14 protein-coding genes and 4 pseudogenes are annotated in these 15,717 nt (G+C 68.6%); 8 read left to right on the forward strand and 10 right to left on the reverse strand.

The window, feature by feature from the left end; translation table 11 throughout:
* Positions 1 to 8 precede the first annotated feature (8 nt).
* The 3 genes and pseudogenes from C9F11_RS44390 to C9F11_RS44400 all read right to left on the reverse strand — a co-directional run.
* Complete coding sequence (locus C9F11_RS44390; RefSeq protein WP_138968117.1) at positions 9 to 2,732, reverse strand: recombinase family protein; 2,724 nt, start codon at positions 2,730 to 2,732, stop codon at positions 9 to 11.
* Positions 2,733 to 2,862: 130 nt separating this feature from the next.
* Positions 2,863 to 3,111 (reverse strand): hypothetical protein, encoded by a 249-nt coding sequence (locus C9F11_RS44395; protein ID WP_138968119.1) that lies wholly within the window; start codon positions 3,109 to 3,111, stop codon positions 2,863 to 2,865.
* 49 nt (positions 3,112 to 3,160) lie between these two features.
* A pseudogene (locus tag C9F11_RS44400) lies at positions 3,161 to 3,313 on the reverse strand (RNA-directed DNA polymerase); the annotation flags it as partial.
* Between the two features lie 54 nt (positions 3,314 to 3,367).
* Between C9F11_RS44400 and C9F11_RS44405 the strand changes: the two are divergent.
* The 3 genes and pseudogenes from C9F11_RS44405 to C9F11_RS49275 form a co-directional block, all read left to right on the forward strand.
* Positions 3,368 to 3,664, forward strand: coding sequence for a transposase (locus tag C9F11_RS44405; RefSeq protein ID WP_138968121.1), 297 nt, complete (start codon positions 3,368 to 3,370; stop codon positions 3,662 to 3,664).
* Positions 3,665 to 3,759: 95 nt separating this feature from the next.
* Positions 3,760 to 4,254, forward strand: a pseudogene (locus C9F11_RS49270) (IS3 family transposase); the annotation flags it as partial.
* 92 nt (positions 4,255 to 4,346) lie between these two features.
* Positions 4,347 to 4,427: pseudogene (locus C9F11_RS49275) on the forward strand (integrase); the annotation flags it as partial.
* 157 nt (positions 4,428 to 4,584) lie between these two features.
* Here the strand turns inward: C9F11_RS49275 and C9F11_RS49280 are convergent.
* Positions 4,585 to 4,728 (reverse strand): hypothetical protein, encoded by a 144-nt coding sequence (locus C9F11_RS49280; RefSeq protein ID WP_249402430.1) that lies wholly within the window; start codon positions 4,726 to 4,728, stop codon positions 4,585 to 4,587.
* Between C9F11_RS49280 and C9F11_RS44415 the strand changes: the two genes are divergently transcribed.
* From C9F11_RS44415 to C9F11_RS44425, 3 genes are all read left to right on the forward strand, one after another.
* On the forward strand, positions 4,690 to 5,199 hold the full coding sequence (locus C9F11_RS44415; RefSeq protein WP_249402331.1) for a transposase: 510 nt from the start codon (positions 4,690 to 4,692) through the stop codon (positions 5,197 to 5,199). The two genes, C9F11_RS49280 and C9F11_RS44415, sit on opposite strands and share 39 nt — an antisense overlap.
* 454 nt (positions 5,200 to 5,653) lie before the next feature.
* On the forward strand, positions 5,654 to 6,109 hold the full coding sequence (locus C9F11_RS44420) for a transposase domain-containing protein (RefSeq protein WP_171076202.1): 456 nt from the start codon (positions 5,654 to 5,656) through the stop codon (positions 6,107 to 6,109).
* Between the two features lie 45 nt (positions 6,110 to 6,154).
* Positions 6,155 to 6,763, forward strand: coding sequence for a transposase (locus C9F11_RS44425; protein ID WP_138968125.1), 609 nt, complete (start codon positions 6,155 to 6,157; stop codon positions 6,761 to 6,763).
* Here C9F11_RS44425 and C9F11_RS44430 read toward each other — a convergent pair.
* The 6 genes and pseudogenes from C9F11_RS44430 to C9F11_RS44455 all read right to left on the reverse strand — a co-directional run bounded on the left by C9F11_RS44430 (position 6,665) and on the right by C9F11_RS44455 (position 12,248).
* A complete protein-coding gene (locus tag C9F11_RS44430) occupies positions 6,665 to 7,066 on the reverse strand; it encodes a hypothetical protein (protein ID WP_138968127.1) in 402 nt (133 codons plus the stop codon). The genes C9F11_RS44425 and C9F11_RS44430 overlap by 99 nt on opposite strands.
* Positions 7,063 to 8,628 (reverse strand): cytochrome P450, encoded by a 1,566-nt coding sequence (locus C9F11_RS44435; RefSeq protein WP_346347481.1) that lies wholly within the window; start codon positions 8,626 to 8,628, stop codon positions 7,063 to 7,065. Before C9F11_RS44435 ends, C9F11_RS44430 begins: the two co-directional genes overlap by 4 nt.
* A 562-nt stretch (positions 8,629 to 9,190) precedes the next feature.
* Entirely contained in the window at positions 9,191 to 9,403 is a 213-nt protein-coding gene (locus C9F11_RS44440) for a hypothetical protein (RefSeq protein WP_138968129.1), read from the reverse strand.
* Between the two features lie 45 nt (positions 9,404 to 9,448).
* Entirely contained in the window at positions 9,449 to 9,772 is a 324-nt protein-coding gene (locus C9F11_RS44445; protein WP_138968080.1) for a hypothetical protein, read from the reverse strand.
* Positions 9,773 to 10,869: 1,097 nt separating this feature from the next.
* Positions 10,870 to 11,010: pseudogene (locus tag C9F11_RS44450) on the reverse strand (recombinase family protein); the annotation flags it as partial.
* Between the two features lie 665 nt (positions 11,011 to 11,675).
* Positions 11,676 to 12,248 carry a transposase gene (locus tag C9F11_RS44455; RefSeq protein WP_171076203.1) on the reverse strand — a complete coding sequence of 191 codons (573 nt, stop codon included), beginning with the start codon at positions 12,246 to 12,248 and terminating at the stop codon, positions 11,676 to 11,678.
* A gap of 1,137 nt (positions 12,249 to 13,385) precedes the next feature.
* Here C9F11_RS44455 and C9F11_RS44460 point away from each other — a divergent pair.
* The gene (locus C9F11_RS44460; RefSeq protein ID WP_138968802.1) at positions 13,386 to 13,865 is read left to right on the forward strand and encodes a flavin reductase family protein; all 480 of its coding nucleotides are present in this window, start codon (positions 13,386 to 13,388) and stop codon (positions 13,863 to 13,865) included.
* Positions 13,862 to 15,640, forward strand: a complete 1,779-nt coding sequence (locus tag C9F11_RS44465; RefSeq protein ID WP_138968133.1) for a tryptophan 7-halogenase — start codon at positions 13,862 to 13,864, stop codon at positions 15,638 to 15,640. The genes C9F11_RS44460 and C9F11_RS44465 overlap by 4 nt, the downstream gene beginning before the upstream one ends.
* Positions 15,641 to 15,717: the final 77 nt, after the last annotated feature.

Below are 15,717 nucleotides of genomic sequence, written 5' to 3' on the forward strand. Positions count from 1 at the left end.
TGGTGGCTTCATACTGCTCCTCCTGCTGTACTCATTTGGGATTGGGGTGTGAACTTCCTGCAGTTCAAGGCTCGTTGGTGGCATGCTGCCTCAACGCCCGGGGGCCAGGGAATGCTGACGCGGCCGCCAGCGGCGCGGTGGGCGGTGAGGTCGCCCTGGTAGATCCAGTGGTAGACCGTGCCGGCCCGGATGCCGAGTCGAGCGGCCGCGTCCTGGACGCTGATCTCACCGTTTTCAGAGATCTCGGCAGGCAGCGGATGACTGCCGGGGCCGGTGGGGCCTGGGTGTTTGGGCTGCGCCAGCTGCCAGCGGAGGTCGGCCTCGATGTCGTCGTCCCAGGCGATGGCGACGCGGCCGTTGCGCAAGTGGCGGGCGGTGAGGCGTCCGGCCCGGATCTGGTAGGCGATGGCTGCGGGCAGCGCGCCCAGACGGGCCGCGGCCTGCTGGATGCTCAGCTCATCGTGCCCCTCGGACAAGGGGCGGCTGCCGGTCCCGTGCGGGACGAACTGTTCGGGGCGGGCGAGCCAGTTGCGGCAGGCGGTCTCGGTCTCCTGGTCCCAGGGGATGCACCAGCGGGTGTCGGGGCCCTTGCGGGCGGTGAGCCGGCCGAGGCGGATCCAGTAGTAGAGGACGTGGCAGACCACGCCGAGCCGGTCGGCGGCCTGCTGGACAGTGATCTCGCCCGGTCGGATCTCGCGGGGGACGAGGTCGTGCGGGATGAGGTGGCCGGAGGCGTCGATCTGGCTGCGGCAGGCGGCCTCGACTTGCTCGTTCCAGGGGATGCACCATCGTCCACCAGGCTCTTTGCGACCGGACAGTCGGCCGTGGGTGAGCCAGTAGTAGACCGCGTTCGCACTGATGCCGAGGATCTGCGCGGCCTGGTCGACACTGACCTCGCCGTCCTGGAACGGGGACGGGGCGGGGATCTGGTAGGTGTAGCGGACCCACTTGACGGCCGCAACGGTGTAGCACTGTCCGGTGCCGGTCATCAGCCCGGCCCGGGCGAGCTCGGCGGTGATCTCTGCGTTGCTGCGGGTGGGGCTGAGCTGGGCGATCAACTCCCGTGCCGCAGCCGGGGTCTTGCGGACCTGGGCCGAGGTGTGGGGGCGGCGGATGTCGAGAACGTCGGTCGCTCCGGTGTGCCAGCGCACCCCGATCCGGGCCCGGGCGCGGTCCGTCTCGGGCAACAGCGTGACGTCCGAGATCAAGGTCCGCAGCAGCCGCTTGCGGTCCCGGTCCTTGGTCGTGTCGGCCCACCACAGCCTGGGCAGACCGGCGGCGAGTGCCCGCAGCCCGTCGCGGTCCGGCAGTGCCGGCCGGGCCTCGCGGACCTGGGCGAGTGCCGCCTCGGCCTCGGCCAGGGCGACCAGCCGGGCCTCCCAGCGGGACTCCAGCGTGCGGGCGACGAGCCGGTTCTCCGGCTCGACCGCGTTGAAGGCGCGCTCGGCCCGCTGGGCATCGAACCGGGCCCGCTCGACGGCGAGTTCAGCCGCCCGGTGGGACCGGCTGTGCCGGACGGTGACTTCGTTGGCGGCGGCCAGGGCCAGCTCGATCTGGCCCGGGGACAGCGCGCTGAGCAGCAGCCGGGCCACCGGCTCATCGACCGCGTCAGCCCTGATTGAGCGGCAGGTCGCGGTGGCCTCGTGATCGGCGCGCGACGACGAACAGCCGTAGGCCGCCTGCTGGTACTCGTAGTACCGGGTGGTCATGGGGCGTCCGCACGAGCCGCAAAGCATGATCCCCTGACACAAGGCCAGGCCCTCGCGCGGCGGACGGGCCCCGTCGTGGGTGCAGTTCGCCTTGAGCTTCGCCTCGTTGGCCAGGTAGTCGTCCCAGCTGATGTAGCCCTCGTGGTGCCCGTGCAGCACGATCGGCCACTGCGCGCGGGGCCGCAGCACGATCCCGGTGTGGACGCTGCCGTCCGGACGGACGGTGCGCCGGGTGAGATAGCGGCCGTAGACATAGGTGCCTGCGTAACACGGGTTGCGCAACAGCCCCAGCACTCGGGAGTGCGTGAGCTTGCCCCAGCGCAGCTGACCGGCCCAGATGCCACCGTAGGCGCGCAACGGGAAGCGCCGCCCGACGTATGCGCCGACCACCTTGAACGCCGAGCCCTGCTCCTGGAACACGGCGAATACGTCGGCGATCGCGGCCTGGACCTCCTGGTCCGGGTCGATCACGCAGCAACCCTCGTCGTCGTAGACGTAACCGACCGGCAGCGGGAACCGCAGCTCGCCCCTCCCCGCCGCGGCCCGCTTCGCGCCATGCAGCCGGCCGGCGAGGATGTGCAGCTCCGCCTCCGACATGCTGCCTTTCAAACCGAGCAGGAGACGATCGTTGATGTCCGCGAGGTCGTAGACGCCGTCCGCGTCCACCAGCAGCGCGTCGGTCAGCCGGGCCAGCTCCAGCAGGCGGGCGAAGTCTGCCGAGGAGCGGGCCAGCCGGCTCACTTCCAGGCCGAAGACTGCCCCTACCTCCCCCAAGCAGACCTGCGCGACCAGGTCCCGAAACCCCAGGCGCTCGGATCCGAACTTCGCCGAGCGGCCCAGATCCGCGTCGATGACGAGCACGTCCTCACGCGCCCACCCCAGCTCCACAGCCCGTTCCACCAGGTCGTACTGCCGCAGCGTGGACTCGGTGTTGTCCCGGACCTGTACGTATGTCGACTGCCGCAGATAGATCGCCGCCGTCCTGGAGCGGTGCGACGCCGTGATCTTCGACAGCCCGTTCATGACCGCCGCCCAGCGCCGACTCGACCATGTTGGCCAGCACCGTCACCTGCTCGCACAACGCACCCACCTGCGGCATCAGCCCGCACCCCCGGCCCCATCAAGGACCGCGTCCGGCTCATCCCCGCCGCCTTCACGATGCCCCGCCCACCGCTCGTTCACCCCGGCGGACGAGCGCATCCGCCAACTCCCGCGCAGCACAGAGCTGTTCAACCGAGAGCCGGTGGTCCAACGGCACCTCCCCGCGGTCCGTCCACGCCTGCGGCAGCGTCACCGTCCGGGCCGCCCCGTACGCGCACACGAACACCAGCGCACCACCCCGGCGCTTGGCGTACAGAATCTCCAGACGCTCGCCCACCATCGCGTGGAACGGATACGTCACCGTCACAAAACCCAAAGACGACCTGGACGAACCGGCACTACGCCGTGACCGTCGGCACGCCCAGCGGGCGTCGCTTCCCGTTCTTCTTCGGGATGTAGACCCGCCTGGCCGGTGCCCACCGATACGACTCCCGGCGCAGAGCGCCGATAGTCGTGTCAATCTTGGCCAGGGACATGCCGTCCACGGTTTCGCTGGTCACCCCGGGTGGGTCTCCCCTCGTACTGTGGAGTCGTGACCATAGGGGTAGTTGAGGGTCATGGCGGAGAAGCGACGGAAGTACGATGCCGAGTTTCGTGAGGGTGCGGTCCGCATCGTGCTGGAGACCGGGAAATCGTCTGCGCAGGTCGCGTGGGACCTGGGGGTGCACGAGGGCACGCTCCAGACCTGGGTCCACCGTGCGAAGACCCGTGCGGACGCGGAGGCCGTGGGCGGACTGAACGAGTCCGAACGCGAGGAACTGCGTCGGCTGCGCGAGGAGAACAAGCAGCTGCGCAGGGAGAACACCGAGATCGGGATGGAGCGCGATGTCCTCAAGCGCTCCGTGGTCCTCTGAGTGAAGGAGGCGATGAAGTGACGGTTGCGGGCTTCATCGCCGGCCAGCGGGCCGAGCACCATGTCCCGCACACCGTGTCCTGCCGGGCGCTGGAAGTGTCCGAGTCCTGGTTCTACAAGTGGCGCCGCCGCCCCGAACAGCCGACGAAACGCGAGGTCAGACGGGCCGCTCTGGCAGAGCGGATCATCCACTTCTTCAACGCGTCGGGGCGGACGTACGGGTCGCCGAGGATCACGCTGGACCTGTGGGCCGAGGGCTGGCAGGTCTCGCCCAACACCGTCGCCCAGATCATGGCCGGGCTCGGGCTCCAGGGCCGCAAGCCCCCGCGCCGGCGCCGGAACCTGACCCGTCAGGGCAAGCGGAAAGCCGCCCGTGACCTGGTACTTCGACGCTTCGACGCGATCGCGCCGGACGTGTTGTGGTGGGGCGATATGACCGAGGCCGAAACCGGTGAGGGCAAGCTCTACCTCGCGTCCGTGCACGATGCGTTCTCACGCCGGGTCCTGGGCTACGCGATGGGCCCCAGGCATGATGCGTCCCTGGTCGGCGCGTCACTGCAGATGGCCGCCGCGACCCGCGGCGGCGCCGTGGACGGCGTGATCTTCCACAGCGACAGGGGCCCGGAATATACGAGTGAGGCGTACACAACAGCCTCTGCGACCGGCTGGGCGTGGTGCAGTCCATGGGGCGGGTGGGGTCGGCCCTGGACAACGCGGCCGCGGAATCGTTCCACTCGTCGATCAAGGCCGAGTACATCCACCGGCACCGCTTCGCCACCCGCGCCGAGGCCCGGCTGAAGATCGCCACGTGGATCGCAGACTTCTTCAACCGCGCCGCAGGCACAGCGCGGCCGACGGACTGCCGCCGATCGAGTTCGAACACACCATCAACCAACAGCGTGCTGAGGCCCGTTCACGGACTCAAACCGCATAGACGAAGACTCCACGATCCCAGGGGATTGCCAGTCCGGGGTCCTCCTCGTCGTCACCGGCCAGCACTCGGGCCTGGTCGCCGCGGTCCGCAAGGTGATGCTCGGTGCCGCCTGGCAGCGTTGTCGTGTTCATTTCCTGCGGAACGTCTTCGGCGTGATCGACCAGGACTCCGGGGAGATGGTTGCCGCGACGATCCGCACCGTCTTCACCCAGCCCGCCGCGGAACTCGTGCGCGCCCAGCTGGACACCGTCGCCGACATGCCCGGCGCCCAGTTCCCCCAGGCCAAAGCCATGCTGCTGGGCGCGAAGGAAGATCTGACCGCGTTCGCGGACTTCCCGCCCAGGCACTGGAAGAAGATCCAGTCGACGAACCCGCTGGAGCGGATTGACCGGGAGATCAAGCGCGGGGCCGACGCCGTCCAGGTCTTCCCCAACGACGACGCACTGCTGCGGCTGGTCACCGCCGTGCTCTTCGAGATGCACGACGAATGGACCGCCTTCCCCCGCCGCTACCTCCCCGAAGGCAGCATGGACAAGCTCTACCGTGAGCTCCCCGAAAGCGCCCCGGCACTACCGAACGCCACGGACACGCCCGCCAGTTGATCCCATACACCACGACAAGGGACACGATCGGGCTTTGCTCCTGCGCGCTTGGGCGCTACACCCGGCGTCGGAGTAGTCAGACCTCGACACCCGACCGAGCGGCAGGGGGCAGTCCGCAGCAATCACGCCCAGAATCTCTAGCCGTCCGACAGCACTGCCCGTACGGGCAGTGACCCTGCCGGATGCATGTTCGATAAACTGGACGCCGATCAGCGCTGGACGCACAGCACCACACATCGGCTCGCCGCTCTCAACGAGAGAATCACCATTGGTAAGTGTCGACCTGGAAGGAGTCACGCATCGTGACCGATGCGGGTCGCGAAGAGGCGGTGTCCCACTATGTACAACGCCATTGCTTTTACGGTTCGGGCTGGGCGTCAAGTGCCTGGTCATGGGGCGGGACCTCGGGTAGTTCCTGTGGTGTCGAGCCCAGGAACGAGTACCCGGAGGTCCCGTGTCGCAGCAGTCTGCCAGCGTCGGGCGATGCCCGACACCCCTTGATGTGTATGCCCCGGGCCATCTGGGCGAGTTGACCCAGATCATCGACCCCTGCCTGGTCGATGCCGTTGTCGCCGAGACCGCGGCCCAGGAACAGCGGTTGCGACTGCTGCCCGCGCGGGTGGTGGTGTACTTCGTGCTCGCGCTCGCCGTGTTCGAGCGTGTCTCGTACGCGGGGGTGTGGGCGAAACTGACCGCTGGTCTCGGCAAGGTGGTGACGGCATGCCCGTGTGCGTCGTCACTGTCGCGTGCGCGACGCCGATTGGGCACAGCACCGCTGCACCGACTCTTCGAGGTCTTGGCATGTCCGGTCGCGCCCCCGGCCCGACGGGGCTCGTTCTACCGCGGACGGCGCTTGGTCGCACTGGACGGCACCACCCAGTGCGTCCCCGACGATCCCGCTGTGACCTAGTGCTTCCCCAAGCACATCGGCGAGGTGAAGGAGTTCGGCTATCCGATGGTCCGACTGGTCGCCCTGGTGGAGTGCGGCACCCGCGCCCTGCTCGACGCCGCCTTCGGCTCCGACCGCATCGGCGAACTGTCCTACGCGCACCGCCTGCTGGCCAGCCTGGACGCCTCCATGTTGCTGCTGGCCGACGCCTACTACGACGCGGTGGACTTCCTCAACGCGGTGTCCGAGACCGGCGCCGCATTCCTGCTGCGCTCCACCCGTAAACGCTTCCCGACCAACCGGCACGCGCTCCCGGACGGCTCCTATCTGACCTTCATCCGCTCCCAGCACTACCGCGCCGACCGTGGGTACGGCCGACGTCTCGTGGTCCGGATCATCGAAGCCTGGCTCACCGTCAGCCTCGAAGACGGCACCCAGCGCACCGAGTTGTGGCGCCTGATCACCAGCCTGCTCGACGCCGACCTCTGTTCCGCCCAGGAACTGATCGAGATCTATCACCGCCTCTGGGAAGCCGAGTCAGCCCACTGGTGGTGCGGGTCAAGCGAGTTGGGTCTTTCATGGTTGTCCTCCGCTGGGACGGGTGGTGGGTGGGGTGCTGCCGGTGAAGCGGGCCCGGGTGTAGTAGCCGGGCGGGCGCGAGCGTCGTTCGCGTAGGCGGTCGAGTTCCGCGGCATCCGCGGTGATGATCCAGTACTTGCCCTCGGGGTGGTGCCGGGCCGTGATCCAGCCGCGGTAGATCCAGTTGTAGACGCTGGCGGTGGGCATCTGCAGGGCGGCGGCGAGGTCCGTGACGGTCCACTCGTCCGGTCCGAGACTGCCGAGGGCGGCGAGCCGGCCGCGGCGGTTCGGGGTGCGGATGGCGTGCTGGTTCATCAGGGTCCGCACCTGGGCGGCGCCGAAGCGGGCGATGCGTTTGGGCGGGCGCAGGCCGTCGGCGTTGAGCCGGTCGGCGATCACCCGGGTTCCGTGTCCCTGGGCGGCGAGGGTGGTGACGCGTTCAAGGAGACGGGGGAAGTAGGCTGTCCTCCTGCCGTGGTGGGGGCAGAGCTCGGTGCCGCGGTCGGAGCAGTCATATCGGCGCCGCTGGCGGGCGGGCTGGGGCGGGCGGAGAGGTGAAGGCGTAGCCCGCGCGGGGTCAGCGTTCCGCGGGGGGCTGCGGAGACAGTACGGCCGGGGATGGGGCGGAAGTTCCAGTGGGCGGCGATAGTAGCGAGGACGAGGGTGCCTTGGGTCATCGCGAAGGTGACGCCGATGCATTTGCGGGCTCCGCCGCCGAACGCGACCCAGGCATCCCGCGGAGGCGGCGTAGCGGTCTGTGGATCCCACCGGTCGGGGTCGAACACCTCCGCATTAGGGAACAGGTCGGCCCGGTGGTGTAGCAGGTAGGGGCTGATGGCTACGGTGGTGCCAGCCGGGATGTGATGCCCGGCGAAGTCGGTGTCCATCGCGGTCGTGCGCGTGAGCATCCAGGCGGGCGGGTACAGGCGCAGGGTTTCGGTGAGGATCCGCCCAGTCAGTTTCAGGCGGGGCAGGTCGTCGAAGGCCGCCGCGGTGCGCCCGTCCAGGACGGTGTCGACTTCGGTGTGCAGCCGTGCCAGGACATCGGGATGATTAGCCAGCAGGTGCAGCGCCCATGCCAGAGTCGTGGCAACGGTCTCCACTCCGGCGACGAAGAACGACACGATCTGATCGATGAGTCCCTCGGCGTCCGGCGATGCGTCGGTGGGCCCCGGTAGTCCTTGAGGGGAGGGTGTGGCGGAATCGGCCAGCCTGACCAGTATCGACAGCAGATCACCGTAGCCGGTGCCAGCCGAAACGGAGGCGGCAATCGCCTGGGTAAGGGTGTGGCGCAGCCGCTGGCGCGCGCGCTCAAAGCGGCGGTTGCCGGGCAGAGGAAGCTTGTTCACCAGGGGCGGCATGAGCATGCGCCGACCGAGGCCGTTCATCACGGTGGTCAAGTCGTCGATGAGACGGTTGACGGTGGTGGCGGGCAGGGCGGTCCCGAACATCGTGGCGACGAGCACCCGCGCGGTGAGCGTGTGCATCTCCGTGACAGGGTCGAGTTCCTCGCCGCCCTGCCAGGCTCCGACGATTGCCGTGATGTGATCGGCCATCACGCGCGCGTGGCCGGACTGGCGGGCGGGGTGGAAGGCGGGCTGGAGCTGGCGCCTCTGGCGCCGGTGGTCACGGTGCGGACAGGTGGCAAGGCCATTGCCCATGAACTCCCGGGCCCTGTCGACCAGGGGCCCGCCTTTGTCGAAGGTCTGATCGTCAAGGAGCAGCTGGCGGGTCAGCGCGGGGTCGCAGACCACTATAACCTGCCACGGGCCGAGGCGGACCCGGGCCAGGTCGCCGCAGGCAGGTAGGGAGCGTAGGAACGCCAGGGGATCGCGCACGAGTCGCAGAAGGTGCCCCGCCAGTGGCCAGGCTTGTGGGGGGTCTCCCATTGTGAAGGTGCGTCCGGGCGGTGTGGCGTGGGCTCCAATGGGTTCATGCGTCTTGCCGTTGGTGTTGCTCACCGCTGCTGCTCCTTGTCGTCCGTGTTGGAGGTGAGTGTGAGGGTTTCTTCCAGCAGTACCTCGACAATCTTGGATTCGGGGGCGGTGTCGATGACCTGGCCGTGGCGCTAGATCTGGCCGTTGCCGTTGCCGTCGTGCCCCCGTAGAAGGCCACCACCACCCGCGTCATATCCACAGCGCTATCCGGCAACCGGTACAGCCGGGCAAGCCCAGGCGGGCCGCCCACCAGCACCACCAGCCACCCTGAGTCGGCTACCGTCTCGATCTCGGCCGCCATGCCAGCCTCTTCGCCCACGGGCTCGCACCCCGGAGCCGTCGTGTCCGGAGCGGAACCTTCAATGCAGTTGTCTCGCGCAGCGCCATTTTGTCAATCCCCAGGAAACCTCGACCCGAGTTCGACAGTTGGTGGGCACACCTGCACGCCGACACTGGTCGCCGTCGAGCACTCGATCATTGCCGCGATCTGTCACATACTCAACGACAACGTTCCCTACCACGAGCTGGCGGCGGCTACTTCACCCAACTGAGCTTCCCCCGAGATGCGGAGTCTGTTGACAGTGGGTCAGATGGTTCTCATGAGAAGAACATCGACCATGGTTGCACCCCGGAAATCCTCGCTGGAGTTGCGTGAGCGCGCGGTACGGATGTACCGCACCACCTCCCAGCGCTCGTGATACAGCCTGACCAGCGCGTCCACCGGGTAGCGGCCGTGGTCCATCAGGTTGGTGACCAGCCGCCACCGCTCCTGCCTGCTGCTGCCGTCGGCGAAGGCCACGGTGATGTGGGTGCGTTGCTTCTTGAGTGATGTGGGTGGTTGCGGTCACGCTGCGGGGGCGGGTTGTCCCTGGTAGCGGACGGCGTGGGTGTGCAGGTGGTCGAGTTCGGTGAAGGAGCGCCAGTACCGCTCGACGTTGCCGTTGTCGATGACGGCGCGCAGGAGGAGGACCGCCTCGGTGCCGGGCAGGCTTCCTCTGGCCCCGGTCGTGTCCAGGCGGTCCTTGACGAGGAGGCGGCAGCTTCCCTCGATCACCCCGGTCGCGATGGGCCAGCCCATAGTGAGGGTGAGGTGGTAGCGCAGGCAGGGCTCCTTGGCCTGCAGGGGAGGCGGCGGTGCGGGCGACGGCGGGCAGTTGCTTCGCGTCATCGGGGCGGGTGCGCAGGTGCTGGCGCAGTGCGACGACGCGGGGACTGTGCCCGTCCAGCACGGTGCGGGCGGCGCCGGCGGCCCAGGCCGCGCGCGCTGCGTGGCCTGGGTGGAGGTCCTCGGCGGCCCGCCACAGATATTCGATTACATGCACGATGTCCACGGTCGTGTCCGCATGGACGCCGCGGGTGCCCGCTTCCCTTGCGATGCACCCGGTCGGGTTGGTGGTTGGCGCCGTCGACCGGGACGATCCGGCGGCGCCGGTGGTCGGGGTCTCGCTGTTCGGTGTGGTCAAACATGGCGGTGACCATGGCCGCGGCGGACCGCTGAAGGGAGCCCAGGTGTCGGCCCCGTGCGCGCGGGCCGTGGGTGCGGGCAGCGCGTTCGGCCGCGGTGGCCGGCAGGACGTCCGCACCGGTGCGTGGGACCCCCACGCACCGGTGCGTGGGACCGGGTCGGCGTCGTAGATAACGAAGACGGTCGCCATCCGCCGGCGACCGGTGTGCTCGCGACTGGACAGCTGGGCCGAGGGCGGCTTGGGGCCGTCGGCTGCCCGTGCGGTGCGGACCGGCTCCCGCGGATCAGACGGGATCATGTTCACGCCGGTCGCGTCGCAGCTGAGCACCAGCAGCCGGTCCCCCTCGCTGCCGGCGGCCGGGGCGGACACACCCTGCTGGCAGAAGGCGGGGATGCGGGCGGCGACGCGACAGGCGATCTCCATCAACTGCCCGGTGCCGGGCCGGCGGCCGGTGGTGCGCTCAAGGTGCGCGCCCGCCCGGCGCAGGGGTGTCTGTGCGGCCTCGAGGGCGACGGCGCGCTGCAGCGGGGAGGAGCAGACCTGCTGCGGCAGGGACAGGGCGGCGTCGCCGGGGTGCAGGTTGGCCGCACCGGGGGCGCGGTAAGCCATCCCGGTCGCCTCCACCCGGCCCAGCGTGGTGGCCAGCAGCCGGCGGTGGCTCCGTTCGGCCCAAGGACGCACCACCGTGTCGCTGCCCGTGACGACCTCCACGCGCACCTCGGCGGCGGCGCGGGCATCCACCTGGGGTAGCGCCGAGGGAAGCCCAAAAGCCGCCAGATCTTGATCGTGGTGGGTCTTTTCAGCTCCGGGTGTGAGCCCCGAGGGCGTTGACGCGGTTCTCGTACTCGCGGCGGGCCTTCCGCTGGGCCGGGATCGCCGCGGTGCCGTCGAGAGGCTGGCAGCGGTCGAGGAGTTGGCGGTGGACCGCGGGAGTGGCGGTGAACGGGCCGGGGACCTGGGGCGCGGACATGTAAGGCGCCACCGGGTCTTCTTCCTTGCCCGGTCTGGCTCCTCACCCGACCAGCAAGAAGGAGGCCCGTCCCCGTACCGGCAGGAAACCCGCGCACCGCGGCACCTCCACGCGCCAGGGTGAAGAGGCCGCCCGGGGTCTGCACCACCCGCCCGGCGGCAGTAGCCTTCTTCAACTGGTGGCGCACCCGCTCCACTTCACGGGACACCGCCTCCAGCCCGAGCCCCTCCACCACCTGCCGACACCGCACCGGACCGGCCTACGCGGCCAGCACCCCCAGCATCCGCCCCGTGAACTCGCCAGCTTCCTCGGCAGCTTGAATGCCGACGGGACCCGACACCTCCGCTCGCGGGGCCGGGGCCCGACCCCGACCCGGCCTCGCCGTGCGCCGCCGGGAGCCCGCCTACGACCTGGCATGCCGTCGCCACCCGGGCCAGCTCCTGCTCGCACACCACCAGCAGCCCCGCGCCCCGCACGGCCTCCCCGCGCAACCGCTCCGCCTCCCGACGGCAGGCCGCCTCCCGCTCCCGCAGCAGCAAGAGCACCTCCCCACAGCCCATCCGGCCCCGCCTCACCCACACCAGCTGATCAACAGCTACCGCAACGAGAAACCCGGCCCACCAGACACACACTCGTCACTCAAGAGGAAACGCACCCCGGTGATGTTCGCCTCGACGATCCTGACCGGCAGGCGGCCGTAGCCGAAGACGGACAGGTAGGACCCGTCGGGCAGCCGGCGCATGGCTATGGAGGTTTCTTGCGGAGGCGTTTGTCGACGTCTTCGGGAGGCCGACATAGCCACGGCGTAGGACCAGCGGGGTGCGGGCCAGGCGGGAACGGATCAGAAAGTCGGCTCCCTCGGCCTGGATCGCTTTCATCAGCTCCCAGCCGTCGAAGCCGCGGTCGGCCAGCAGGAGCATTCCGGCACGCAGGTGCCCAAACAGCGAGGACGCGTACGCGGTCTCCCCTTCGCAAAACGGGCCGAAGACCGCGCCGAGCACGGCCCGGGTCCCCGTCTCGACCAGGACCAGCAGCCTCAGCAGCGGATAGCCGTTCTCGCCTCCCCCCTTGGCCTTGCGCGTCCCGAACGTTGCCTTGTTCGCCGGTGCGTCGGGCACCTGCAGCGTCGTGCCGTCAAGCGCGACCGTGCGCAGGCCCCGCCAGAAGGCCCCGGGCGTGTCCCTCCAGGCGACAGAGTCGGCCAGCACCTCGAACAGAGCACGGAAGGGAGCCGCGCCGACACGGCGGCGGGCACGGGACAGAGCACCCGAGGTCGGCCACCAGCTTCGACCAGACCCCGCGATATCTGACACATTCGAACAGCGCCAGGGCCAGCACGAAGTACACAACCACCCTCGACGGCAGCACACGGATCCGCCGCTGCGTCCTGCCGGTGTCCTCCAGGACGGCATCGACCAGATCGAAATCCACGATCCGGGTCAGTTCTCCCAGAGGGGCGCGAACGGCCCCTGGGCAACCGCCACTTCACGCGTGATGACAGACTTCTCCTGCAACGGGACTCCCCGATCAACGGTCTTGGTCGAGCGCTGATCTACCGGAGTCCCGTTGCTCTGCTCAACCCCTCTTGACAGCGGCCCCGGGGCCGTATGTCACCGGTGTTGGAGTTTTCCCTGCACCTCGATGACAGTGCGGGCCTTGCCCAGCTCGGTCTCCAGCCGGGCGACCTGGGCCTGCAGGCGAGTGATCTCCTTGTCCCGCGGGTCGGCCTTCGGCCGCCCCGCCGGCGCGGCGAGCGCCGCCTTCGCACCCCGGTCCCGCTGCTCCCGCCAGTTCGTGATCAGTGACGAGTACAGGCCCTCCCGGCGCAGCAGGGCTCCTTGCCCTGCCGGTCCAAGGTCTCGTACTCGGCCAGGATCCTCGCCTTGTACTCCGCGGAGTACCGGCGCGGTCCGGTCGAACGGGGTGTCACCTGCGGATCAGGGGTCCCGTGGTCGTTGGTGCTGGCCACTCGGGCACTACTCCTTCTCCGCCCTCGGTCATCGACTCAATGAATCGCAGTATGCCCGTCTTGCACCACTTTGACAGAGAGGGCTCGGAGGGCGGATGGCTTCTGAACCACATCAGCTCATCTACAGGGCTTGACAGTTACTCGCCCGCCAGCGCCATTATCTCTGTGATGGAGTGCCCCTCCATGGCCACGCGCACATCCCCGAGTGGAGCGGCTGACAGTGCCGAGGCAGCACGAGCGAGGGCGAAGCCAGGTCTTGCCGAAGGCGGAGCGCGACGTCGTCCACAGGATCCCCCAGTAAACCCGTCCAGGACAAAGGAGGTTGCATGTGAGGACCAGTTCGCCGCCGGTCTCGGCTGAGCATTTCCGGGACTTCATGGCAACCTTTCCGTCTGGAGTCGCCATCGTCACCTCCTTCAGTACGGACGGCCTCCCCTCGGGGATGACGTGCTCGGCCCTGTGCAGTGTCACGACCACTCCACCCACCTTGCTGGTCTGCTTGCGGCGGGGCGGCCCGACCCTCAAAGCCGTACTGCAGCATGCGTTGTTCAGCGTCAACCTGCTCCACGCCGACGCAGTGGAGGCCGCCCGTCTGTTCGCCTCCGGCGACGTCCTGCGCTTCTCCCGCGTGCGTTGGTCCATGCCCGCCGACAGCGGAGGTCCCCATCTCCCCAACGCCGCGCACACTGTCGCCGACTGCGCGATCTCCCACACGCACGATGCAGGTGACCACACGGCGGTCTTCGGGGAGGTCCTCCGCGTCCGCGGCTACCGCACCTGCGACCCGCTGCTGTACGGACTTCGCCAGTACCAGCCCTGGACCACTCCCTCAAAACCAAGGAGTGTCACCCCATGACACAGACCATGCACGATGTCGCCATCGTCGGCGGAGGCATCGGCGGCTCACTACTCGGCGCGGTTCTCGCGCGCAACGGTGTCGACGTCGCCCTGATCGAGGCAACCCCTCATCCCCGCTTCGCCATCGGGGAATCGACGATCCCGGAGGCATCGTCCCTCATGCGCGTGCTCGCCGCCCGCTACGGCGTTCCCGAACTCGCCTACCTCGGATCGTACGCAGACCTCCAGCGCATCGTGCCTGCGGCAGGGGTCAAGCGGAACTTCAGCTACGTACTGCATCACGACGATGAGCCCGCCCAGGGCAGGGAGACCGTGCAGGCAGCCACGCTGCCGCCGCCCTTCGGCCCCGACATGCACTATCTGCGGCAGGACGTCGACGCCTACCTCTACGCTCTGGCAATCCGCTACGGCGCCGTGCCGCGCAGCGGACTGCTGGTGAAAGAGGCGGACTTCGCAAGCGACAGTGTCACCCTCCAGGCGGAGAACGGCGGGTGGGTCACTGCCCGCTACGTGGTTGACGCCGGCGGCCGCAACGCACTCATCCCCCGCCAGCTCGGGCTGCAGGATCCCGAGCCGCGGTTCCTGACCCGGACCCGGTCACTGTTCACGCACATGACCGGCGTTCTTCCCTGGGACACGGTGGGGCCGCCGCGCACCGAGCACGGCATGCCGTTCCCCTTCCACCAGGGGACACTCCACCACGTCTTCGACGGCGGCTGGATGTGGGTCATCCCGTTCGACAACCACCGCATGTCCGCCAGCTCTCTGTGCAGCGTCGGCATCAACCTCGACATCGACAAGTACCCGCACGATCCGGAGCTGCTGCCGGAGAACGAGTTCCGGCAGATCGTGGGGAGGTTCCCCTCGGTCAAAGCGCAGCTGGCACAGGCCCGCGCGGTCCGCCCCTACATGGCAACCCCCCGGAACCAGTTCTCCGCCCAGCACATTGTGGGTGACCGCTACTGCCTGCTGCCGCACGCGGCGGAGTTCGTCGACCCGCTCAACTCCACCGGCCTGGCGGTGACCGCGTCCTGTGTCAACGCCCTGGCGCACCGGCTGATCGAGGCCAGCCGGGACGGCGACTTCTCCACGGAGCGCTTCGCCTACATCGAGGAATGGACCAAGCGTTCCTTCGACTGCGCCGACAAGTTCGCGTGGAACATGTACACCAGCTTCTCTGGCGACATCAGGCTGATGAACGCCGGACTGCGGCCCCTAGCCCTTCTCGGCCTCTACAGCACCCTCAGCCCCATGGAGACCTGGATGCGCTACCAGCAAACCAAGGACCCCCACGTCTTCGACAGGATGGAAAGGGCCCCCCTCCGAGGCGTCCTCTCGGCTGACAACCCCGTCCTGCAACAGTACCTCGACGACTCAGTCGAGGATTTCCGGGCGTACAGGGACGGCAAGCAGACAGCAGAGGAAACAGTGAAGGCAGTCTGCCGGCACCCTGTGATGCACACCTGGGCACCACCGGTCCTGAAAGACCGGTGGACCGATCCCGATTGTCGCACCGTCGTCGGCACATTTTCCTTCGGGGTCATGGCGCAGCTTTTGTACTGGAGCAAGTACCAGGCCCCAAAAGAGATCAGGGACGTCTACCTTTCTCCCGCCGTCGTACCCGGCGCACTTCGCGAAACAGCCAGGCAGATGCGACGTCAGCTCAGGCAGGCGTACAACGTGATCCAGCCCTACACCCGGGACTACGCCAAGTTCTGGAACAACGACTGGCAGGCGAAAGCCCGCACCCCACGGACCAGTCCCGGCAGCTAGTACTCCAGCAGCGGTTCGCTATCTGGCCTGGTCGAAGGCGTCGTCGGGAGTGTAGTGGTTTGGTCGTGGGTCGGGGG

It is taken from the genome of Streptomyces sp. YIM 121038 (genome assembly GCF_006088715.1).
Lineage (GTDB): Bacteria > Actinomycetota > Actinomycetes > Streptomycetales > Streptomycetaceae > Streptomyces.

Bases quoted from the DNA above. Each gene is read 5' to 3' on its own strand.
- C9F11_RS44390 (WP_138968117.1), bottom strand. From the start codon at position 2,732: ATGAACGGGCTGTCGAAGATCACGGCGTCGCACCGCTCCAGGACGGCG.
- C9F11_RS44405 (WP_138968121.1), top strand. From the start codon at position 3,368: ATGGCGGAGAAGCGACGGAAGTACGATGCCGAGTTTCGTGAGGGTGCG.
- C9F11_RS49280 (WP_249402430.1), bottom strand. From the start codon at position 4,728: ATGAACACGACAACGCTGCCAGGCGGCACCGAGCATCACCTTGCGGAC.
- C9F11_RS44425 (WP_138968125.1), top strand. From the start codon at position 6,155: ATGGTCCGACTGGTCGCCCTGGTGGAGTGCGGCACCCGCGCCCTGCTC.
- C9F11_RS44445 (WP_138968080.1), bottom strand. From the start codon at position 9,772: ATGACGCGAAGCAACTGCCCGCCGTCGCCCGCACCGCCGCCTCCCCTG.
- C9F11_RS44460 (WP_138968802.1), top strand. From the start codon at position 13,386: ATGGCAACCTTTCCGTCTGGAGTCGCCATCGTCACCTCCTTCAGTACG.
- C9F11_RS44465 (WP_138968133.1), top strand. From the start codon at position 13,862: ATGACACAGACCATGCACGATGTCGCCATCGTCGGCGGAGGCATCGGC.